The organism is Algibacter luteus (assembly GCF_900141715.1).
Taxonomy (GTDB): Bacteria; Bacteroidota; Bacteroidia; order Flavobacteriales; family Flavobacteriaceae; genus Arenitalea; species Arenitalea lutea.
On record NZ_FQYK01000003.1, the window covers coordinates 52,992 to 72,912 of the forward strand.

At 34.8% G+C, this 19,921-nt stretch carries 16 protein-coding genes; 8 read left to right on the forward strand and 8 right to left on the reverse strand.

Going from position 1 to position 19,921, the window contains the following annotated elements:
- Window positions 1-359 precede the first annotated feature (359 nt).
- From BUA46_RS06320 to BUA46_RS06335, 4 genes are read left to right on the forward strand one after another with little or no spacing between them, the layout of a single operon-like run.
- Window positions 360-1,097, forward strand: coding sequence for a metal ABC transporter ATP-binding protein (locus BUA46_RS06320; RefSeq protein ID WP_019388432.1), 738 nt, complete (start codon window positions 360-362; stop codon window positions 1,095-1,097).
- Between the two features lie 2 nt (window positions 1,098-1,099).
- On the forward strand, window positions 1,100-2,227 hold the full coding sequence (locus tag BUA46_RS06325; protein WP_026010119.1) for a metal ABC transporter permease: 1,128 nt from the start codon (window positions 1,100-1,102) through the stop codon (window positions 2,225-2,227).
- Window positions 2,220-3,380 carry a metal ABC transporter permease gene (locus BUA46_RS06330; RefSeq protein ID WP_019388430.1) on the forward strand — a complete coding sequence of 387 codons (1,161 nt, stop codon included), beginning with the start codon at window positions 2,220-2,222 and terminating at the stop codon, window positions 3,378-3,380. The genes BUA46_RS06325 and BUA46_RS06330 overlap by 8 nt, the downstream gene beginning before the upstream one ends.
- 3 nt (window positions 3,381-3,383) lie before the next feature.
- Window positions 3,384-3,743: a YraN family protein gene (locus BUA46_RS06335; protein WP_019388429.1), complete on the forward strand. Its 360-nt coding sequence runs from the start codon at window positions 3,384-3,386 to the stop codon at window positions 3,741-3,743.
- A 2-nt stretch (window positions 3,744-3,745) separates the two neighbouring features.
- Here the strand turns inward: BUA46_RS06335 and BUA46_RS06340 are convergent, their stop codons facing one another.
- Complete coding sequence (locus BUA46_RS06340; protein WP_019388428.1) at window positions 3,746-5,080, reverse strand: peroxiredoxin family protein; 1,335 nt, start codon at window positions 5,078-5,080, stop codon at window positions 3,746-3,748.
- 34 nt (window positions 5,081-5,114) lie between these two features.
- The gene (mfd, locus tag BUA46_RS06345) at window positions 5,115-8,492 is read right to left on the reverse strand and encodes a transcription-repair coupling factor (protein WP_019388427.1); all 3,378 of its coding nucleotides are present in this window, start codon (window positions 8,490-8,492) and stop codon (window positions 5,115-5,117) included.
- Window positions 8,493-8,751: 259 nt separating this feature from the next.
- Between mfd and BUA46_RS06350 the strand changes: the two genes are divergently transcribed.
- Window positions 8,752-9,183, forward strand: a complete 432-nt coding sequence (locus tag BUA46_RS06350) for a TerB family tellurite resistance protein (protein WP_019388426.1) — start codon at window positions 8,752-8,754, stop codon at window positions 9,181-9,183.
- 61 nt (window positions 9,184-9,244) lie between these two features.
- On the opposite strand, the gene BUA46_RS06355 is transcribed toward BUA46_RS06350, so the two are convergent.
- From BUA46_RS06355 to sqr, 3 genes are read right to left on the reverse strand one after another with little or no spacing between them, the layout of a single operon-like run.
- Window positions 9,245-9,718: a DsrE/DsrF/DrsH-like family protein gene (locus tag BUA46_RS06355; RefSeq protein ID WP_019388425.1), complete on the reverse strand. Its 474-nt coding sequence runs from the start codon at window positions 9,716-9,718 to the stop codon at window positions 9,245-9,247.
- Window positions 9,719-9,747: 29 nt separating this feature from the next.
- A complete protein-coding gene (locus BUA46_RS06360; RefSeq protein WP_019388424.1) occupies window positions 9,748-10,056 on the reverse strand; it encodes a TusE/DsrC/DsvC family sulfur relay protein in 309 nt (102 codons plus the stop codon).
- A 27-nt stretch (window positions 10,057-10,083) separates the two neighbouring features.
- Window positions 10,084-11,331, reverse strand: a complete 1,248-nt coding sequence (sqr, locus tag BUA46_RS06365; protein ID WP_019388423.1) for a type III sulfide quinone reductase, selenoprotein subtype — start codon at window positions 11,329-11,331, stop codon at window positions 10,084-10,086.
- Window positions 11,332-11,693: 362 nt separating this feature from the next.
- On the opposite strand from sqr, the gene BUA46_RS06370 reads away from it, so the two are divergent.
- Window positions 11,694-13,013, forward strand: coding sequence for an OmpP1/FadL family transporter (locus tag BUA46_RS06370; protein ID WP_019388422.1), 1,320 nt, complete (start codon window positions 11,694-11,696; stop codon window positions 13,011-13,013).
- Window positions 13,014-13,077: 64 nt separating this feature from the next.
- Here BUA46_RS06370 and BUA46_RS06375 read toward each other — a convergent pair whose 3' ends face one another.
- The 3 genes from BUA46_RS06375 to metG all read right to left on the reverse strand — a co-directional run bounded on the left by BUA46_RS06375 (window position 13,078) and on the right by metG (window position 18,134).
- Window positions 13,078-15,195 (reverse strand): Tex family protein, encoded by a 2,118-nt coding sequence (locus tag BUA46_RS06375; RefSeq protein ID WP_019388421.1) that lies wholly within the window; start codon window positions 15,193-15,195, stop codon window positions 13,078-13,080.
- Between the two features lie 332 nt (window positions 15,196-15,527).
- Complete coding sequence (locus BUA46_RS06380; protein WP_019388419.1) at window positions 15,528-16,046, reverse strand: ferritin; 519 nt, start codon at window positions 16,044-16,046, stop codon at window positions 15,528-15,530.
- 21 nt (window positions 16,047-16,067) lie between these two features.
- A complete protein-coding gene (gene metG, locus BUA46_RS06385; RefSeq protein WP_019388418.1) occupies window positions 16,068-18,134 on the reverse strand; it encodes a methionine--tRNA ligase in 2,067 nt (688 codons plus the stop codon).
- A 288-nt stretch (window positions 18,135-18,422) separates the two neighbouring features.
- On the opposite strand from metG, the gene BUA46_RS06390 reads away from it, so the two are divergent.
- Window positions 18,423-19,439, forward strand: coding sequence for a S66 peptidase family protein (locus BUA46_RS06390; protein ID WP_019388417.1), 1,017 nt, complete (start codon window positions 18,423-18,425; stop codon window positions 19,437-19,439).
- 178 nt (window positions 19,440-19,617) lie between these two features.
- Window positions 19,618-19,854 (forward strand): hypothetical protein, encoded by a 237-nt coding sequence (locus BUA46_RS06395; RefSeq protein ID WP_019388416.1) that lies wholly within the window; start codon window positions 19,618-19,620, stop codon window positions 19,852-19,854.
- Window positions 19,855-19,921: the final 67 nt, after the last annotated feature.

The following is a 19,921-nucleotide window of genomic DNA, read 5'->3' on the forward strand; positions in this document are numbered from 1 at the left end:
TTCCTGCTATTCGCTGTATCTTTTTTTCGTGCCTCAAAAAAGGATGCCGCTTCTATCAGGGCTAGATTATCAGCCAAAAGTAGTTTAAAGCATGTAATTACAGATTAGTTTGCAAGAACATTTACATAAGAAATGAGAACAAATAACAAAAAGTCAACACCCAAATCAATTCGTAGAATTGAACGTCAAGGCGCAGAATAGATGAAGAAAAGCTCCGAGAACAGGAGAACGCAGTTCGACGCGGAGTTTTCAAATCGGTTTTTATCCTGATAAAATCAGGATAAAAAATTCCTCGGCTTGAATTTGATTTTTTGGTTCGTTTTGTATCAAGACAAAATGAACAAATAGATAAAATAAAGATGGAACAAAAAATAGCCGTAAAAGTAGACGATTTAACCGTAGCCTATAACTACAAACCCGTGCTTTGGGATATCGATTTAGAAATCCCCGAAGGCGTTCTTATGGCTATTGTAGGGCCCAACGGTGCTGGTAAATCTACGCTTATAAAATCTATTTTAGGTATTTTAAAACCTATAGCAGGCAGCGTTAGCATCTACGATAAACCCTATGACAAACAGCGATCTCTCGTAGCTTACGTACCCCAAAAAGGCAGTGTAGATTGGGATTTTCCAACAACGGCTTTAGATGTCGTGATGATGGGCACTTACGGCAGTTTGGGCTGGATAAAACGTCCAGGACAAAAAGAAAAAAAGGCAGCATTAGAAGCTTTAGAAAAAGTAGGTATGCTTCCTTTTAAAAACCGTCAAATTAGTCAGCTTTCAGGCGGACAACAACAACGAATATTTTTAGCTCGAGCTTTAGTACAAAACGCATCCATCTATTTTATGGATGAACCCTTTCAAGGAGTTGATGCCACTACTGAGATTGCCATCATAAACATCCTTAAAGAATTACGGAAAGCCGGAAAAACGGTTATAGTAGTACATCACGATTTACAAACTGTCCCAGAATATTTCGATTGGGTAACCTTTTTAAATGTAAAAAAGATTGCTACAGGTCCGGTAAAAGATATTTTTAATGATGATAACCTTACTAAAACCTATGGTATTAATTACAAAGTAAGTATTCAGGAGTAAAAATGGACATAACAGAATACATAAAACTGGTCTTTACAGACTACACCTTAAGAACCATAACTATGGGAACCGCCATTCTTGGTGCAGTTACAGGTATGCTAGGCAGTTTTGCTGTATTACGTAAACAAAGTTTACTAGGTGATGCTATTTCTCATGCAGCCTTACCCGGAATTGCCATTGCTTTTTTAATTACGGGAACCAAAGACACTAATGTGTTACTGTTGGGAGCTTTAATAAGTGGACTTTTAGGCACGTTTTGGATTCGAGGTATTATTAGTAAAACCCATTTAAAGTCAGATACCGCTTTGGGATTAATACTATCCCTGTTTTTCGGATTCGGTATGTTGTTGCTAACATTCATCCAAAAACAACCTAATGCCAACCAAGCAGGACTCGATAAATATCTTTTTGGTCAAGCCGCAACTCTTGTTGAAAGTGATGTCTGGTTAATGGCCATAGTAACGGGTATTTGCCTTTTTGTTTTATTACTTTTCTGGAAAGAATTTAAAATTTTATTGTTCGATGCCGATTATACCAAAACTCTAGGTTTCAATACTAATTTTATTGATGTATTAATAACGTCCTTTATCGTATTAGCCATTGTACTCGGCCTTCAAACGGTTGGCGTGGTATTAATGAGTGCTATGTTGCTTGCGCCGGCGGCTGCGGCAAGACAATGGACAGACAGCCTAGGAATAATGGTATTTCTTGCTGCTGTTTTTGGTGCTTTTTCAGGTGTATTTGGTACAGCAATAAGTGCCACTCAAAATAACCTTTCAACAGGACCTGTAATCGTTATTGTTGCAGGAGTTTTTGTGCTTGTTTCTTTCGTTTTTTCACCAAGTCGAGGATTGCTGTTTAAGCAAATTCGATTTATTAAAAACCGAAGAGATTTACAGCTTCATAACACCTTAGCTTTTATGTTCAGAATTGCTGAAACTCATGAAAATATTTCACACCCACATGCTATTAAAATATTAAACAACTTTCAGGGTTTTACCAAAGGGACGCTTCAAAAATTAGTACGTAAAAATTATGTGAAATTAGACGGGAGCATGTGGAGCTTGACCGAAGAAGGTTTTAAAATTGCATCAAATTTGTACAACCAACAATCCGATAACAATGAGTAATGCACAATTAGAAATACAGGTTATTGCTAGTTTAGTTGCTATTGCATGTGCAATTCCAGGTACGTTTTTAGTGCTTCGAAAAATGGCCATGATTAGTGACGCAATTAGTCATTCTATCTTGCCTGGTATCGTTATTGGATTTTTTATAACACAAGATTTAAACTCCCCATTATTAATATTACTTGCAGCCATAACTGGTATTATTACTGTGGTTTTGGTAGAATATATTCAAAAAACAGGGTTAGTAAAAGAAGACACCGCTATTGGATTAGTATTTCCTGTACTCTTTAGTATTGGTGTAATTATGATTGCTAAAAATGCTAACGACGTCCATTTGGATGTAGATGCGGTTTTATTGGGTGAGCTCGCATTTACGCCATTCGACAGACTCATTATTTCTGGAGCCGATGTTGGCCCAAAATCCATGTGGATTATTGGAAGTATTTTAATTATTACCATCGGGCTATTAATCGCATTTTTTAAAGAACTAAAAGTAAGCACTTTTGATGCTGGGTTATCTGCTTCGTTAGGTTTTTCGCCTGCAGTTATTCATTACGGATTGATGACGGTTTCTTCGGTTACAACTGTTGGGGCTTTTGATGCGGTAGGCGCCATATTAGTCGTTGCTTTAATTATTGCTCCAGCAGCAACAGCCTATTTATTGACAAACAATTTGAAGCGCATGCTCTTATATGCCATCTGTTTTGGTGTATTTAGTGCCATTTCAGGATATTGGTTAGCACATGTTTTGGATGCCTCAATTTCAGGATCGATAACCACCATGCTCGGTTTACTGTTTTTTATGGTTTACTTATTTGCGCCTAACAAAGGTGTTATTGCTGTTATGTATAGAGAAAAGCAACAACGTACTGAAGTATCATTATTAACGTTTTTGTTACACCTTAAAAACCATACTGAAGAAAGTGAGCGCCATGTTAATCACCTCAACGAACATATCAATTGGCAAAAAGTGCGTTCTAAAACAGTTTTAGATTTGGCTTTAAAAAACAATATGATTCAGTTTGATAAAAACATAGTTTCATTAACCGAAAAAGGTGATGAATTTACATCAAAAGCTATCGACTATATCATTACTAACAAAGATGCTCAAATTGAGCACATGAAAGATGATTTCTTTTTGTTTAGAGGTTAAACTATGGCACAACACAACGAACTCGGTAAAAAAGGCGAACAACTGGCAGTAGATTTTCTTATGAAAAACAATTATGATATCGTTGAACGCAACTACAGGTTTGATAAAGCTGAAGTGGATATTATTGCCCAAAAAGAAGGTGTTCTAGCTATTATTGAAGTTAAAACACGTTCTACTTCCGATTTTGGAGATCCGCAAGATTTTGTTAAACCCAAGCAAATTCAACGCTTAGTAAAAGCTGTTGATGAATATGTAACCGTAAACGATTTAGATGTGGAGGTACGTTTTGATATTATCGCCATTGTAAAAGAAGGTAAAGGCTTTAATATTGAGCATCTAAAAAATGCATTTTACCATTTTTAGTTTTATTCTTCTTCGCCTTGAATATACTTTACCAAAGATTTAAAGTCTGATGGCTTTTCGAGAATTCTTTTATCCTTATCTAATATAAAATACGTTGGTGTTGAAGTTACACCATAGGCGTCACCGATTTCGTTATCCCATTTGCCTTCACCATAAACATGAATAAAATTAGGAAAATCATAAGTTAGATTTTTCCAGCTGTAAGGCTCATCTTCTAAACCAACAGCAACTACTTTTACTTTGCTTTTTTCCAAAGTATTTACAAAATCTCTTAATTGAGGTATTTCTTCTAAACAGTGCGAACAACCACTACTCCAAAATACGACTATGTAATTTTCGGCAACATTTAATTGTGTTAATTTCTTAGTAATAAGCTTTCCTTTTTCTTTGACTTCAACATCAAAATCTGGCGCTATATTACCTTTCGAAAGATTTTTATATAAAATTAATGCATGTAAAAGATCTTGATCATTTAAAGACACAGCAACATTCATTAAATAATTTTCTGCTATATAATTTGAAATAGATTCAAATCCTAAATCAGACATTTGCTGCCATAAATCAAACAACAAGATGCGTTGCACTTCTTTTGGAGCTGTCTTCATATGGCGATAAACCACATCGATATTCTTTTTGTAATTTTCAAGTTCATCTTCAGAATTTGCAGACATTCCAAATACATAATTCAACATTTTTTCTTCAAGAAAGTTAGAGCTCTGTAAGGTTTTATTATTAAAATCTACATGGTCAAAATAATGTTTTTCTAAGTTTTTAATATAAGTTTTAACATCTTCAACCTTTGATGGAATATAGGGCCTGTTCGCTTTTATAAAATCAAAGGCCATAGTGCCTTTTGCAGCTTTCTCGAAACTTTCCTGTGTTTCTTTCTGAGTTTTAAAAATAGCCTTTAACGCTAGGGTATCTTTACTTGCTTTTCCATAGTAATTTCCTATACTTTGAGTTACCATAGACATGCTATTGGTATAAGAAGCTAATAATTTATTAACCGTAGATTTCTTGAATTCCACACCAGTTTCTGACATAAACGTGAGTTCAATGTCTTCATTCCCGTTGTACATAATATCAAAATTATAATCTTCTTGAGGAACTGCATACACCAATCGATACATACCTTTAGTAGCCGTAGAATCTAATTTGAACTCAAAACTACCATCTTCTTTTATTTCTGCATTGGATATATAATCTGAAATGGTTGGATTAACCTTATAAAGAAGTGCAAAATTAAAATCTTCTGCGGGATAAAAAACACCTTTAATACTGTGTTGTGCAAGTAACATACTTGGTATTAAAAAAGCTATAAAAAGTAATCGTTTCATGTATTTTAGATATTCCTTATTTTAAAATCAATAATCAAGCCACAATAGGTTGTAAAACCTCTAACGCTTTTTTTACAGATTTAATATTCTCGAAAGTTAGCATTAATCGTAAACCACTTCGGGTTTGTTTTTCTTTCATTTTACACGCGTTAGGATGTGTTTGTACAAACTGTAACACTTTAGTAAAATTATGACTTTGGTAAAAACTACTCTGTTGGTCGTTAATAAAATAACCTATTAACTTACCTTTTTTCATGATGATTTTTTCAAATCCAATTTTAGTAGCTAACCACTTTATTTGGACACTGTTTAACAAATCGGTCACTTGTTTGGGTAATTCTCCAAAACGGTCTATCAATTCCTTTTCAAAGGTAATCAAATCACCTTCAGTTTTTAAGTTGTTTAATTGGGTATAAAGGTTCAGTCTTTCAGCAATATTATTAACATAGCTATCTGGAAACAACAATTCAAAATCTGTGTCTATCGTCACATCTTTTACATATACTTTCTCAGAGTTATCATCATTATACAAGTCTTTAAACTCGTTTTCTTTCAACTCATCAATCGCTTCATTTAATATTTTTTGATAAGTATCAAATCCTATTTCATTTATAAACCCACTTTGTTCACCACCCAGTAAATCGCCAGCACCTCTAATTTCTAGATCTTTCATGGCAATGTTGAACCCGCTACCTAATTCGGTAAATTGCTCTAAGGCGGTGATACGTTTTCTAGCATCATCAGTCATTGCTGAATATTCTGGAGTAATGAAATAACAAAATGCCTTTTTGTTGCTACGTCCTACTCGTCCGCGCATTTGGTGCAAATCGCTAAGCCCAAAATTATTCGCATTATTTATAAAAATGGTGTTGGCGTTTGGCACATCTAAACCACTTTCTACAATGGTGGTACTTACTAAAACATCAAACTCACCATCCATAAACGAAAGCATGAGTCGTTCTAATTTTTTACCTTCCATTTGCCCATGACCAATACCAATTTTAGCATCGGGCACTAGGCGTTGTAGCATGCCTGCTACCTCTTTTATATTCTCAATTCTATTATGAATGAAGAATATTTGTCCACCACGTTGAATTTCGTAACTAATAGCATCACGAATAGTTTCTTCGCTAAAACGAATAACATGACTTTCTATTGGATAGCGATTTGGAGGGGGTGTTGTAATAACCGATAAATCTCTAGCGGCCATTAAACTAAACTGAAGCGTTCTAGGTATTGGTGTTGCGGTTAAGGTTAGTACATCAACGTTATCTTTTAAGGTTTTTAGCTTTTCTTTTACAGCTACTCCAAATTTTTGTTCCTCATCAACAATAAGTAAGCCTAAATCTTTAAACTTTACGTTTTTATTTACGAGTTGATGTGTACCAATGATAATATCAACCTTGCCTTGTTCTAGAGCTTCTAAGGTTTCTCGTTTTTCTTTCGCGGTTCTAAATCGGTTTAGATAATCGACGGTTAATGGGAAGTCTTTTAAGCGGTCTTTAAAGGTCCTTGAGTGTTGATATGCCAAAATAGTAGTTGGCACCAACACAGCTACTTGTTTGCCATTATCTACCGCTTTAAATGCTGCACGAATTGCAACTTCTGTTTTTCCGAAACCTACATCGCCACAAATAAGCCTATCCATGGGGCGTTCGCTTTCCATATCAGCTTTAATATCGGCCGTTGCAGTACTTTGGTCAGGAGTGTCTTCATAAATAAACGAAGCTTCCAGCTCGTGTTGCATGTAACTATCGGGATTGTATTGATAGCCTTTTTCGGTTTTACGTTTTGCGTAGAGTTTTATTAAGTTGAAAGCGACGTGTTTTACACGGGCTTTTGTTTTTTGTTTTAAGGTTTTCCAAGCATTGCTCCCTAATTTGTAAATTTTAGGTGGTTTGCCATCTTTACCATTAAATTTAGTGATTTTATGAAGCGAGTGAATACTTAAATACAATACATCGCGCTCGCCATAAATAAGTTTTATGGCTTCTTGCTTTTTACCTTCTACATCTATTTTTTGAAGTCCGCCAAAACGCCCAATGCCATGATCGATATGAGTGACATAATCGCCAATAACTAGATTAGTGAGCTCTTTTAAAGTTATGGCCTGTTTTTTAGCATACCCATTTTTTAAATGAAACTTATGGTAGCGCTCAAAAATTTGATGATCGGTATAACAGGCTATTTTATTATCATGGTCTATAAAACCTTGGTGTAATGATAAAATTATGGTTTGATATGCTTTAACATCGAGATGAGAATCGTCAAAAATATCATGAAACCGTTTAGCTTGCTGCTCACTTACGCAAGCTATATAATTGGTATAACCGTTATCTGTGTTAGCATTTAAATTTTCAATTAATAAATTGAATTGCTTGTTAAATGCGGGTTGTGGTGTGGTGTTAAATTCTATATGTTGAGAAGTCTCGACGGAGCCAGCGCTTGGCACAGCAGAAGTACTCGACATGATAGCAGAAGTCCCAAATTCAACAATAGAGAAATCATGTAATTGCTTTTTTAGTAATGCGGCATCACAAAATAATTCTTGAGGTTCGGCATGTTTTATATCTTCTGAAAGGGTTTTAAAGGCTTCTTCGGCTTTTGCATAAAAATCGTCGATTCGAGAAAAAAGTAAATCGGCATTTTTTATACACACTACTGTTTTTTGAGCAATGTATTTTAAGAAACTTTGCCTGCTTTCTTGCAATAATTTATTGGCAACATTGGGTATGATGTTGATTTTTTTAATTTGCTCGATAGACAATTGTGTTTCTACATCGAATGTACGGATACTATCAACCTCATCGCCAAAAAATTCGATACGATAAGGCTCGTCGTGCGAGAATGAAAATACATCTACAATACCACCACGCACTGAAAACTCTCCAGGTTCGGTTACAAAATCGACACGTTTAAATTGATAATCAAAAAGGACTTCATTTACAAAATCGATTGATAACTTATCGTTTACACCAACTTTTAAGGTATGTCGTTCCAGTTCTTTTCGTGTTACCACCTGCTCGAAAAGTGCATCGGGATAAGTAACAATAATTGCTGGTTTTTTTTGTGAGTTGATGCGGTTTAAAACTTCAGCACGTAATAATACATTGGCATTATCAGTTTCTTCAATTTCGTATGGCCTTCTGTAGCTTCCTGGGTAGAAAAGTACATCTTTATCGCTTAAAAGTTGTTCTAAATCGTTAAGGTAATGCGCTGCCTCTTCTTTGTCGTTAAACACTAATAAAAAAGGCTTTTGAACCTCTTTAAAAACAGCAGCAATAACAAAGGATAATGAAGATCCTACGAGGCCTTTTAAATGTGTTTTTGCTTGGGTTTGGGCAATAGCACTTTGCAGATTTTGCTTTTGCAAAGTCTGTAAATAGGTTTGAGAGATAAGGGTTTTACTCACCTAATTTTGTTTTACGAATGCAAATATAAGGTTTAGGTTTATTTAAATGTAGGTTAATTATAATTTCGCAATTTTTTATGTAGCTAAAAAAGTGTTGTGCACACGCGTTAGGGATTGTAGTGGAAAGCCAACAGCGAAGGAACGAAGCGAGGACTTGTAGCGGAAAGCCCGACCCTTGTGGTAACGCCCAAAAAATTAAAATTTCGGTTTAAAATCTTAAAAAAAATATGTACGTTTGCAGCACTAAAAAGAAGTATATATGTCGTTTTCAGATTTATTTGACAGTGGGTTTAAAAAGCGTAATGAAAGTCATTTTGCTGCAATTGTTCGTGTGGCTATGGCAGATGGCGTGATTACTGATGAAGAGAAGAAGTTTTTGGATAGATTAGCGAGTAATTTAAATATTAGTGATGAGGATTATAAACTCATTTTGAAAAATTACCAATCGCACCCAATAAACCCTCCTGTATCTTACGATTTGAGGTTAGAGCGTTTGTATGATTTGGTTCGAATGATACATGTTGATACGATTAAAGGCGATGCTGAAATGATGCTTTTAAAGAAAATTGGTGTTGGTCTTGGTTTTCATGCGGTAAACGTAAAGTATATTGTAGATAAAGCTTTAACTCTTGTTAGCAATGGTGTGGATTTAGACACGTTTGTACAGGAAATAAAGAATATGAATAGGTAAATTCTATTTTACAAGAAAAAAAATGCGAACCATTGGGTTCGCATTTTTTTTTGCTTTAAAATTAAATAAAGAGGAGCTGGCAGCCTTCTTGATCTGCTCTACTATAAAAATCTCCAATTGTTAGAATTCCATCTAATTCATCAATTAAATCTTCTTCTTTTAAATGGAACATATCTACAGCCAATTTACATGCCCATAGTTTACACCCTGAATCTGAAAGAATTTCTAAAAACTCGCCAATAGGTGGCATATCTAGTTTTTCCATTTCTTTTTTCATCATTTTGGTTGCCAATGCTTCCACTCCTGGTAAACCGCCTAACATAGTTGGAATATGCATTCCTGGGTTACCAACGGTAGCCACGTGTAAATGTTCTAATTTTTTCTTTTGAATAGCTTCTAAACCAAAGAAAGTAAAAAATATTTCGGATTCTATGCCTTCCATTCTTGCTCCATTTGCCATTACAAATGCTGCATAAGCATTTTCAATGGTAGCTTTGGATAATATAAATAGCATTTTTTTGACTTTTGTGCCCATAATTTCTTGTGTTTGATGTGTTAGTTAACTTAAATACAGCTTTTCGGCTTTGGGATTCCTGCAATTAGTGTTGATTTTTTCAATGGCCCTCCAGGGAAAAGTTCATAAAACTCTTTTATGTTTATAACGCCACTTTTTTTAATGCCACGAATAGATAATGGCTCATCTTTATGATGCTTGTCTTGCAAGTACTCTATTACTTCCCAGTGTTTTTCGGTCATTACCACATTACACTCACCTGCTATACACTCACAGACTTCGCGGTCCCATTGTTTAAAGTCTACTAAGTAGCCTTCTTCGTTTACATCGATTTCTCTATTTGCGATTACTTTTTTCATTATTTCTAAAATTTATAAGGTTATTAACTAGTTATCTGCTTTTATATCGAATTTTTTTCCTTTAAAACTCATGTTTCTACCAACAAATGGTATTGGTATACCCTTTAACAACATGTTCCAATAAATCCACCTGAAAGCTAATTTTCCCCAATGGTTAAATACACTTTCTTTTAATAATTTTAGGGGGCCTATTTTTGCAAATGGAAATGTGCCATGAACTGGTTCTTGGTCATAATTAAAGTCAATCAATAGCGCTTTATTATTACCTGTTTCTATAAAACAATTGGCGTGACCATCAAACTCTTGTTTTAGTTTAAAGCCTTTAGTATATAAGATAATATTATCTGTTAATGTTTCTGCTTGAAAGTGTGCTACAGAACCCGCTTTAGAAGCTGGTAAATTTGTGGCATCACCGATTACAAAAATATTTTCATGAGCTTTAGATTGTAAGGTATGTTTATGTGTTGGAATAAAATTTAAATCATCTCCCAAACCTGATCGTTCTATTACTTCATCTCCCATATTGGTAGGTACAGTTACTAACAAATCAAAAGGAATTTCTCTGTCCACATAATCCACAATGGCTTTCTTATCATTATCAACCTCCATGATTGCAAAATCGGTCTCTATCTTTATTTGCTTTTCCTTCAACAAATAATTTAGGGCTTTGGTGCAAGTTGGCTTTGTAAATGCACCATCTAAAGGCGTTACATAAGTAATATCTACCTTATCTCGCATGCCTTTATTTTTGAAGTAAGAATCGGCTAAAAATGCAAATTCCAATGGTGCAACAGGACATTTAATAGGCATTTCGGTGATATGAACTACTAATTTACCACCTTCCCATTCTCGTAATTTGTTTCGTAAAGCTAAAGCGCCTTCATACGTATAAAAATCAAAGATATCCTTCTTCCACAATGGCCCTAATAAACCATCCGTTTCGTCTGGTGCAATTTTAGAACCCGTTGCAACTATGAGAATATCATAGCTTAAAGTTTCGTCTTCTAGTGCTACTTTATTTTCTTCAGGGAGAATTTTATCTATTTTTTTTTGAATGTAATAAACCCCTTTTGGAATAAATTTTTTGCCCTCTTTTTTTACTTGATCTTCTGTATAGGTATCGAAAGGAAGAAATAAAAATCCTGGTTGATAATAATGCGTTTTATACTGATCTACAATGGTGATTTTCCAATCCTTTTTAGGAAGTTTGGAAACCAAATGATTTGCCATCATAGTTCCGGAAGTACCTGCACCTAAAATAACTAAATTTTTCATTGATTTTGGTTTTTAGGAATACCATCTAAACTGATTTATTCCTGTTTTAATTCGGAGTAAAATTAAACATTGTGTTAGACTTAAATTATGACGAAAGTCATATAAACCCTTGTGTAACAAAGGTTACACAAGGATAAACAAATTTCAATTAGCTTCACTCGACCAAATTTAACACGCTTGAAAAGACATTTATTATTATAAACCTAACTATTAATTAGGAAGAATTTATTTTTTTGAAAAACCAACCAATTGTGACAAAAGTCATAGGTCAGTGTGTAATCAAAAATTAACTTCGTAGACGCATTACAAACCATAAGAATTCTATCCGTATTTCTTTTCGAATTCTTTTAAATATTTCAGTTATGAAAACTACTTTTTTACGTTCGTTATTTTTACTTTTTTCTGTTTCGGTTTTATCACAAGCAGGTCATATTATGCAAGGTGTTGGCGCTGTAAACATGTCTATGGGTGGAGCTTCAACGGCTCAACCTCTTGATATTTCAGGCGCATTACAATGGAACCCTGCTTCTATTTCAACTTTTGACGATAAGATTATTAAATTTGATCTAGGATTATTCTTTTCTTCTCCTGAATTATTCTCTACAGTTCCTGAATTTGATTCTAGTGGGCAACCCACTGGAAACTTCTTTAGCGGTAACACAAAAGATGATAGAGGGGTTTCGCCTATGCCTGCCTTAGCAATGGTCTGGGGAAAGGAAGACAGTAAGCATACTTTTGGTGCCTCTGCTTTTGGAATTAGTGGGTTTGGTGTTACATTCCCAGAAAGTATGTCGAATCCTATAAACATGCCTCAACCTAATGGTTTTGGGCATATTGAATCGGATTATATTTTGTTACAAATTGGATTTTCTTGGGCTTATGAATTGTCAGATAAATTCTCAATTGGTGTACAACCGACTTTTAATTATTCTACATTAGAACTAGCCCCCAACCCAACTGCAAACCCTAATGGTTCAGGTTATCCATCAACAGATAAAGCTACAGCCACAGGATTTGGAGCACAATTTGGACTATTCTATGATTCTGGTTCAGGATTTAAAGCAGGTGCATCCTATAAAACCACACAAAAATTTAGTGAATTTGAATTTGATAATACGTATTTGGATAATTCTACAGCAAAAAATAAATTTCAAATGGATTATCCTGCAATCTTATCATTTGGTTTAGGGTATACTAATGATCTGCTTGATTTAGCCTTGGATTATAGATTGGTGGATTATGAAAATACTGATGGTTTCTCAGAAACTGGATGGACACCAACAGCCTCTGTAGCAGGCTTTGGTTGGGAAAACATTTCCATTGTATCAGCTGGTATTCAATACAAAGGTGTTGATAAATTACCATTGCGATTAGGCTATACGTATAGCTCTAATCCAATTCCTGAAGAGATAGCTTTTTTTAACATTCCTGCAACCGCAATTATTAAAAACGCCTTCCAATTAGGGTTTAGCTATGAAGCCAATGAAAGTTGGACATTTGATGCTGTTTATCATTATGGTACGAGTGGTGATGCTACCGAAGGTCAAGTTTTAAACCCTATGTTTATCAGTGCTAGTAATCCGCTAGGGGCTATCCCTAACAGTGAGATATCTTATGACATGACTACATCGATGATTCAATTTGGAGTGAGATATAAATTTTTGAACTCACAAAAAGATTAAAAAGTACTTAATACGATAAAGTAAGAGTTATTATAAAAAATGCGAACCTTGAGTTCGCATTTTTTTATTGATGTAATTTTAATTGAATACGCTTTCGCGGAATATCTACCTCTAATACTTTAACGATTATTTGTTGATGCAAACTCACATGCTCATTCACATCTTTTACAAAACTATCCGATAAGTTTGAAACATGAATTAATCCACTTTCCTTAATCCCAACATCAACAAAACATCCAAAATTAGTAATGTTATTAACGATTCCTGGGAGTAATTGCCCTTCTTTTAAATCGTTAATGGTTTTTATATTTTGATTGAAAGTAAACACTTTAGCTTGTTCTCGGATGTCTAACCCTGGTTTTTCAAGTTCTTTGATGATATCTTCAAGGGTTAGCAAACCCACTGATTCTGTACAATAACGCTTTAAATCAATTTTTTTAAGTAACTCTGAATTCCCTATTAAATCTTGAACAGATTTGCCCAAATCTTTGGCCATTTTAGTAACTATAGAGTAACTTTCTGGATGTACTGCCGAATCATCTAATGGGTTTTTAGCATCTTTAATTCTTAAAAAAGCAGCGCCTTGCTCAAACGCTTTGTCACCTAATCGCGGTACTTTTTTAATGTCGTTTCTTGAGGTAAACACACCTTTTTCATTTCTGTAATTGAAAATGTTATCGGCTAGTTTTGGACCAATTCCAGACACGTAACTTAATAAACTTTTACTTGCGGTATTGATGTTGACGCCTACGGCATTCACACAATTTTCAACCACCACATCCAATTGTTTTTGCAATTTTGTTTGGTCCACATCATGTTGGTATTGCCCCACACCAATAGATTTAGCATCAATTTTTACCAATTCTGCTAAAGGGTCTTGCAAACGCCGCCCAATAGACACTGAACCACGAACCGTAACATCATAATTTGGAAACTCTTCACGAGCTATTTTTGAAGCTGAATAAATACTGGCACCTGCTTCACTAACCACAAAAACTTGCACATCGTTTTTAAAATGTACTTTTCTTATTAAAGCTTCAGTTTCTCTAGATGCTGTACCGTTACCTATGGCAATGGCTTCAATTTTATAGGCATCACAAAGTGAACTTATTTTTTTCATAGCCCCAATACTATCACTTTTAGGTGGATGCGGGTATATGGTTTCGTTGTATTTTAATTGACCTTGAGCATCTAAACAAACTACTTTGCAGCCTGTTCTAAATCCTGGATCTATAGCCAGTACACGTTTTTCGCCTAAGGGCGAGCCTAATAACAATTGCTTTAAGTTTTTAGCAAATACACTAATGGCAGATTCATCGGCTTTATCTTTAGCTATTTGTAAGGCTTCGTTGCTTAAAGATGGTAATAGTAAGCGCTTATATGCATCTTTTATGGCAAGTTGAATCTGTTCAGCACATGCATTATTACTTTTAATAATACGCCTTTTTATATTATCGATTGCACGATCAGCATCAATGGCTATTTTTACTCGAATAAAGCCTTCTTTTTCGGCTCTTAAAATCGCTAACAAGCGGTGTGATGGGATACGACTTAAATTTTCTTCCCAATCAAAATAATCTCTAAATTTTTGAGCGTTTTCATCACTAGTTTTCGTTTTTATTACTTTCGTGGAAATCATAGCGAAACGCTCTAATTGGCGACGGATGTTATTCCGAATATCACTGCGTTCATTAATCCATTCAGCAATAATATGTCTTGCGCCTTCTAGTGCATCATCAGCGGATTTTACATCGCCTTTTATATATTTATAAGCCATAGATTCTACATCATTCGCATTCTGACTCATGATGATTTTAGCCAATGGTTCTAATCCATTTTGTCTTGCCTTTTCAGCTTTAGTTTTTCGGCTTTTTTTGTAGGGTAAGTATAAATCTTCAAGTGTAGTTAAATCTTGAGTAGCTTCTATTTTTTGTTTTAATTCTGAAGTTAAAACCTCCTGCTCTTCTAAAGCTTTTAAAATGGCGATTTTACGTTTTTCTACAGCTTCAAATTGCTCTTTGAACTTTACAATCTCACCTATTTGAACCTCATCCAAATTACCTGTGCGCTCTTTTCTGTAACGGGATATAAAAGGGATGGTGCAATCTTCATTGAGTAATTCAATGGTGTTTTTTACAGATTGCTCTGGGAGTTTTGTTTGGGATATTATAAAGTTTAACATACTGCTAATTTAAAAAGACCTGTTAGGTTTTTAAAACCTGACAGGTCTGGAATGTATTTTTATTAGCCTTAACAGAATCAAATGATCGACTTTGGTTAAGCGACTTTCTTAATTAAATCATAGCAAGGACATTTTTTACAACGCTTGTTCTCGCCTTTCTTAAATTTTTTACAGCAACTACTTTTTACTTTTTCAGGAAGATCAATTCCTAGTTTTCGTAATTTTTTAATTGCTTTCTTTTGCTTCTTTTTTTTGCCCACAGAGAATTGTATTCAAAACTGAGGCAAAAATAAGTTATTTTTATTGAATCTAAATAAGCTTAATTGTTAAAATTATTCAGGTGATTTTGTAGCAGCTGTAGTTACAGTTAAATTTTCAATATCTCTATCAAATAAATACAACCCGCCTTTATCATCGCCAATCATATTTATTTTGTCAAGAATAGTTCTGGCAACGGCTTCTTCTTCTATTTGTTCAGCCACATACCACTGTAAAAAATTATGAGTTGCATAGTCTTTTTCTTGAAGACTAATATGCACCAATTCATTGATGCTTTGAGACACAAATACTTCGTGCTCAAACAATTTTTCAAACATCTCTTTAAAAGACTTAAAGGTTACATTAGGTGCTTTTAATTGAGATATTTTAGCATGACCGCCACGTTCGTTTACAAATTTTACAAGTTTCAACATGTGTTCGCGCTCTTCATCAGATTGCGCATACATAAAATTTGAAACCCCTTCTAGCCCTTTTACTTCTGCCCAACAGGCCATGGCAAGATAAATTTGTGAAGATTCTGCCTCGACTCTAATTTGAGTATTTAAAGCATCTTCTATAGTTTTTGATAACATAATTTCTGGTTTTATGTAAAGTTAGCTAATCTGTAAACCATTTCCAACACTGGCATCATCAGGATTTACAAAAACCAACTTACCTTCAGGAGTTTCAGTCATTAAAATCATGCCTTGGCTTTCTACACCTCTTAACGCTCTTGGAGCTAAATTGACAAGCACTGTAACACGTTTCCCGATTACTTCTTCGGCAGTAAAACTTTCTGCAATACCCGACACAATTGTGCGTGTATCAATACCAGTATCAACCTTCAACTTTAATAGTTTTTTAGTTTTAGGCATTTTTTCAGCTTCCAGAATGGTTCCAACACGAATATCCAATTTCGTGAAATCATCAAAAGCAATGGTCTCTTTTTGTGGTTCTACGGTTTTATTTGCGGCTTCATTCGCTTTTTTACTGGCTTCTAATTTATCGAGTTGCTTTTGAATGGTGTCATCTTCAATTTTAGAAAATAACAATTCTGCTTTTCCTATTTGGTGTCCTGCAGGAAGTAATACTTTTTTGGTGCTTACTTCATTCCAGGACGATTCAAGCACGCTTGAAGTAATATTTAGAATGTTCTTTAATTTTTCTGAAGTAAAAGGCAAAAACGGTTCGCTTAAAGTCGCTAATGCCGAAGCAATTTGAAGTGCTACATACATGATTGTTTTAGTCCTTGCTTCATCTTCTTTTATCACTTTCCAAGGTTCGGCGTCGGCTAAGTATTTGTTCCCAAGTCGAGCCAAATTCATTAATTCCTGCCCTGCTTCTCTAAAACGGTAACGCTCAATTGAGCTTGCAATAACATCTGGGTATGCCTTTACGCTGGCCAAAGTTTCTTCATCAACTTCATTAAATTCAGCAGGTTCTGGAACAATGCCCTCGTAATATTTATTGGTTAAAACTACTACGCGATTGATAAAATTCCCAAAAATAGCCACCAATTCATTGTTATTTCTGGCTTGAAAATCTTTCCAAGTAAAATCGTTATCCTTAGTTTCTGGCGCATTCGCATTTAATGCATAGCGCAATACGTCTTGCTGTCCTGGGAAATCTTCTAAATATTCTGGTAACCAAACGGCCCAGTTTTTTGAAGTTGATAATTTATTGCCTTCTAAATTCAAAAACTCGTTTGCTGGCACATTATCTGGTAAAATATAACTGCCTTCGGCTTTTAACATGGCTGGAAAAATAATACAATGAAACACGATATTATCTTTACCAATAAAATGAACCAATTTGGTGTCTTTATCCTTCCAATAAGGCTCCCAATCTTTTCCTTCGCGTGCAGCCCATTCTTTAGTCGACGAGATGTAACCAATTGGCGCATCGAACCATACGTAAAGCACTTTCCCTTCGCCACCTTCTGCTGGCACAGGAATTCCCCAATCTAAATCGCGTGTTACGGCTCTAGGGCGCAAACCATCATCAATCCAAGATTTACATTGTCCGTAAACATTAGGTTTCCAGTCTTTTTTATGACCTTCTAAAATCCATTCTTTTAAAAAAGATTCGTGTTTATCTAAAGGTAGAAACCAGTGTTTTGTTTGTTTTAAGGTTGGCACATTGCCCGTTAATGCCGATTTAGGGTTAATTAAATCGGTGGCATTTAAACTGGTTCCGCAGTTTTCACATTGATCGCCATAAGCATCTTCGTTACCGCATTTCGGGCATGTACCTGTTACAAAGCGGTCTGCCAAAAATTGGTTCGCGTCCTCATCATACAATTGCTCTGTAGTTTCTTCAATAAATTCACCTTTTTCATTAAGCGTTTTAAAGAATTCTGAAGCTGTTTCATGATGAATAGGCGCAGTGGTACGAGAATAATTATCATATGTGATGCCAAAATCTTCAAACGATTTTTTAATAATCGCATGGTATTTATCAACCACATCTTGAGGTGAAACCCCTTCATTTTTAGCCTTAATGGTAATGGGAACACCATGTTCATCACTTCCTCCTATAAATGCCACATCGTTACCCGTTAAACGCAAATAGCGCGCATAAATATCGGCAGGCACGTAGACACCAGCTAAATGCCCAATATGAATTGGACCGTTGGTGTATGGTAATGCGGTTGTAATGGTATATCTTTTTGGTTTGTTCATTTCTGTTGTCTTAATGTCTGGTCGAGCGCAGTCGAGACCATACTTTTACTCAATTTCTAACAAACCTCTCGACTGCGCTCGAGTGGACATGCATTATCGAAGTTATTTTGAAGCCGTAAAAGTACACATTTTGAGTACGATTTAGAAACGAGAGTTTACAATTTTTAAACATACATTTTATAATAAAGTTTAAATAATTTAAATTCGAGAAGTGAGTAGTTACACTCGTTTTAATTTTATGATTAATTATTAAATTTAAACGTGTGAAAAAAAATGTACTTTTACATTATGTCTAAAAACCTGTTCATACTTAGCTTGTTATGTCTTCTTTTCTTCCTAAGAATTGAAAATACTAATTCGCAAAATGCAGTTGAAACAAAACATCACCATACTTTGAAACAACCACCATACTTAAAACCAGGAGATACAGTTGCCATTGTTGCTCCTTCAGGAATTTTAAAAAATAGAGTAGAAGAAATTCAACGAGCTCAAACCTTATTAAAAAGTTGGGGGTTACATTCAGTGGTTGGGAAACATGTTTTTAATGTAGATAATCATTTTGCAGGCACTGATAATGAACGTTGCGAAGACCTACAAAAAGCGTTAGACGACCCCAAAATAAAGGCCATTTGGTGTGCTAGAGGCGGATACGGAACCGTTAGAATTTTAGACAAGCTAGATTTTTCTATATTCAAACAAAACCCAAAATGGTTGATTGGATATTCTGATATTACAGCGCTTCACAACCAAATTCATAACGAGGGTGTAGAGAGTTTACATGCCATTATGTGTGTGAGTTTAGATGCCGATGCAACCGAAATTGAAGCTAGTGTAACCTCTTTTAAAGATGCTATTTTTGGCAAGCCACTGACTTACACCATCGAGGGTTCAACTTATAACAAGACAGGCAACACTACAGGACAATTGGTAGGAGGAAATCTCACCTTACTGCATACCATGCTAGGATCGGATACAAGTATTGATGTTTCAGGTAAAATTTTGTTCATTGAAGAAATAGGCGAATACAAATACCATATAGACCGGATGTTACAAAGCTTGAAACGTGCCGGTTATTTTGATAGTTGCAAAGGTGTTATTGTTGGAGATATGTCAAAATTAAGAACCAACACCACGCTTTGGGGCACATCAATAGAGCAATTAATATTAGATGCCTTATCGGAATACAGCTTCCCTATAGCCTTCAACATGCCTGCTGGTCATGAAAATGATAACCGAGCTTTAATTATGGGACGCACAATTCAATTGAATGTTGCGAAAAACAAAACAACTATTGTCTTTGAATAATCGTTCTAACTAGCTATAAATCTTATAATTGACGAGTCAGTCGTCGAATTAATCTGTTTTTTACAGACAACAAACTGAATTGAACGGTTTTAATTGGGAAATCAACTAATATTTTTAATGATTGAAGATATAAGTGATAATCTTGTAGTTCATATTAATTCATTAAAAAATCCCTAACATGAAAAAACTACAATTTTTATTCGCAGCAATGATGCTTTTGGCTTCAGTAGATGTAAAAGCTGATGACACCATTAATTCAAGTTTAAACTTAAACAATCCAGATGTTCGAAAATGTCTTTTAGAGGCTACAAAAACCGAGGGATGGAAAGTTTCATCAGTATATACAGATGCAGAAGACAAGATAGTTTATGTCTTTAAAAAAGATAATGAAACTAAAATCTACAAGAGTAAATAAGAACTTTTACTTTAAAAATAAACCAGCTTTACATTTTTGTTTAGCTGGTTTTTTTTTGTGAATTATT

What these genes read in the sequence shown, in the direction of transcription:
- BUA46_RS06380 (WP_019388419.1), bottom strand. Translation starts at nt 16,046, where the DNA reads ATGTTATCAAAAACTATAGAAGATGCTTTAAATACTCAAATTAGAGTC.
- BUA46_RS06370 (WP_019388422.1), top strand. Translation starts at nt 11,694, where the DNA reads ATGAAAACTACTTTTTTACGTTCGTTATTTTTACTTTTTTCTGTTTCG.
- BUA46_RS06340 (WP_019388428.1), bottom strand. Translation starts at nt 5,080, where the DNA reads ATGAAACGATTACTTTTTATAGCTTTTTTAATACCAAGTATGTTACTT.
- BUA46_RS06350 (WP_019388426.1), top strand. Translation starts at nt 8,752, where the DNA reads ATGTCGTTTTCAGATTTATTTGACAGTGGGTTTAAAAAGCGTAATGAA.
- BUA46_RS06335 (WP_019388429.1), top strand. Translation starts at nt 3,384, where the DNA reads ATGGCACAACACAACGAACTCGGTAAAAAAGGCGAACAACTGGCAGTA.
- BUA46_RS06395 (WP_019388416.1), top strand. Translation starts at nt 19,618, where the DNA reads ATGAAAAAACTACAATTTTTATTCGCAGCAATGATGCTTTTGGCTTCA.
- metG (WP_019388418.1), bottom strand. Translation starts at nt 18,134, where the DNA reads ATGAACAAACCAAAAAGATATACCATTACAACCGCATTACCATACACC.
- BUA46_RS06330 (WP_019388430.1), top strand. Translation starts at nt 2,220, where the DNA reads ATGAGTAATGCACAATTAGAAATACAGGTTATTGCTAGTTTAGTTGCT.
- BUA46_RS06375 (WP_019388421.1), bottom strand. Translation starts at nt 15,195, where the DNA reads ATGTTAAACTTTATAATATCCCAAACAAAACTCCCAGAGCAATCTGTA.
- sqr (WP_019388423.1), bottom strand. Translation starts at nt 11,331, where the DNA reads ATGAAAAATTTAGTTATTTTAGGTGCAGGTACTTCCGGAACTATGATG.
- BUA46_RS06390 (WP_019388417.1), top strand. Translation starts at nt 18,423, where the DNA reads ATGTCTAAAAACCTGTTCATACTTAGCTTGTTATGTCTTCTTTTCTTC.
- BUA46_RS06360 (WP_019388424.1), bottom strand. Translation starts at nt 10,056, where the DNA reads ATGAAAAAAGTAATCGCAAATAGAGAAATCGATGTAAACGAAGAAGGC.
- BUA46_RS06325 (WP_026010119.1), top strand. Translation starts at nt 1,100, where the DNA reads ATGGACATAACAGAATACATAAAACTGGTCTTTACAGACTACACCTTA.
- BUA46_RS06320 (WP_019388432.1), top strand. Translation starts at nt 360, where the DNA reads ATGGAACAAAAAATAGCCGTAAAAGTAGACGATTTAACCGTAGCCTAT.
- BUA46_RS06355 (WP_019388425.1), bottom strand. Translation starts at nt 9,718, where the DNA reads ATGGGCACAAAAGTCAAAAAAATGCTATTTATATTATCCAAAGCTACC.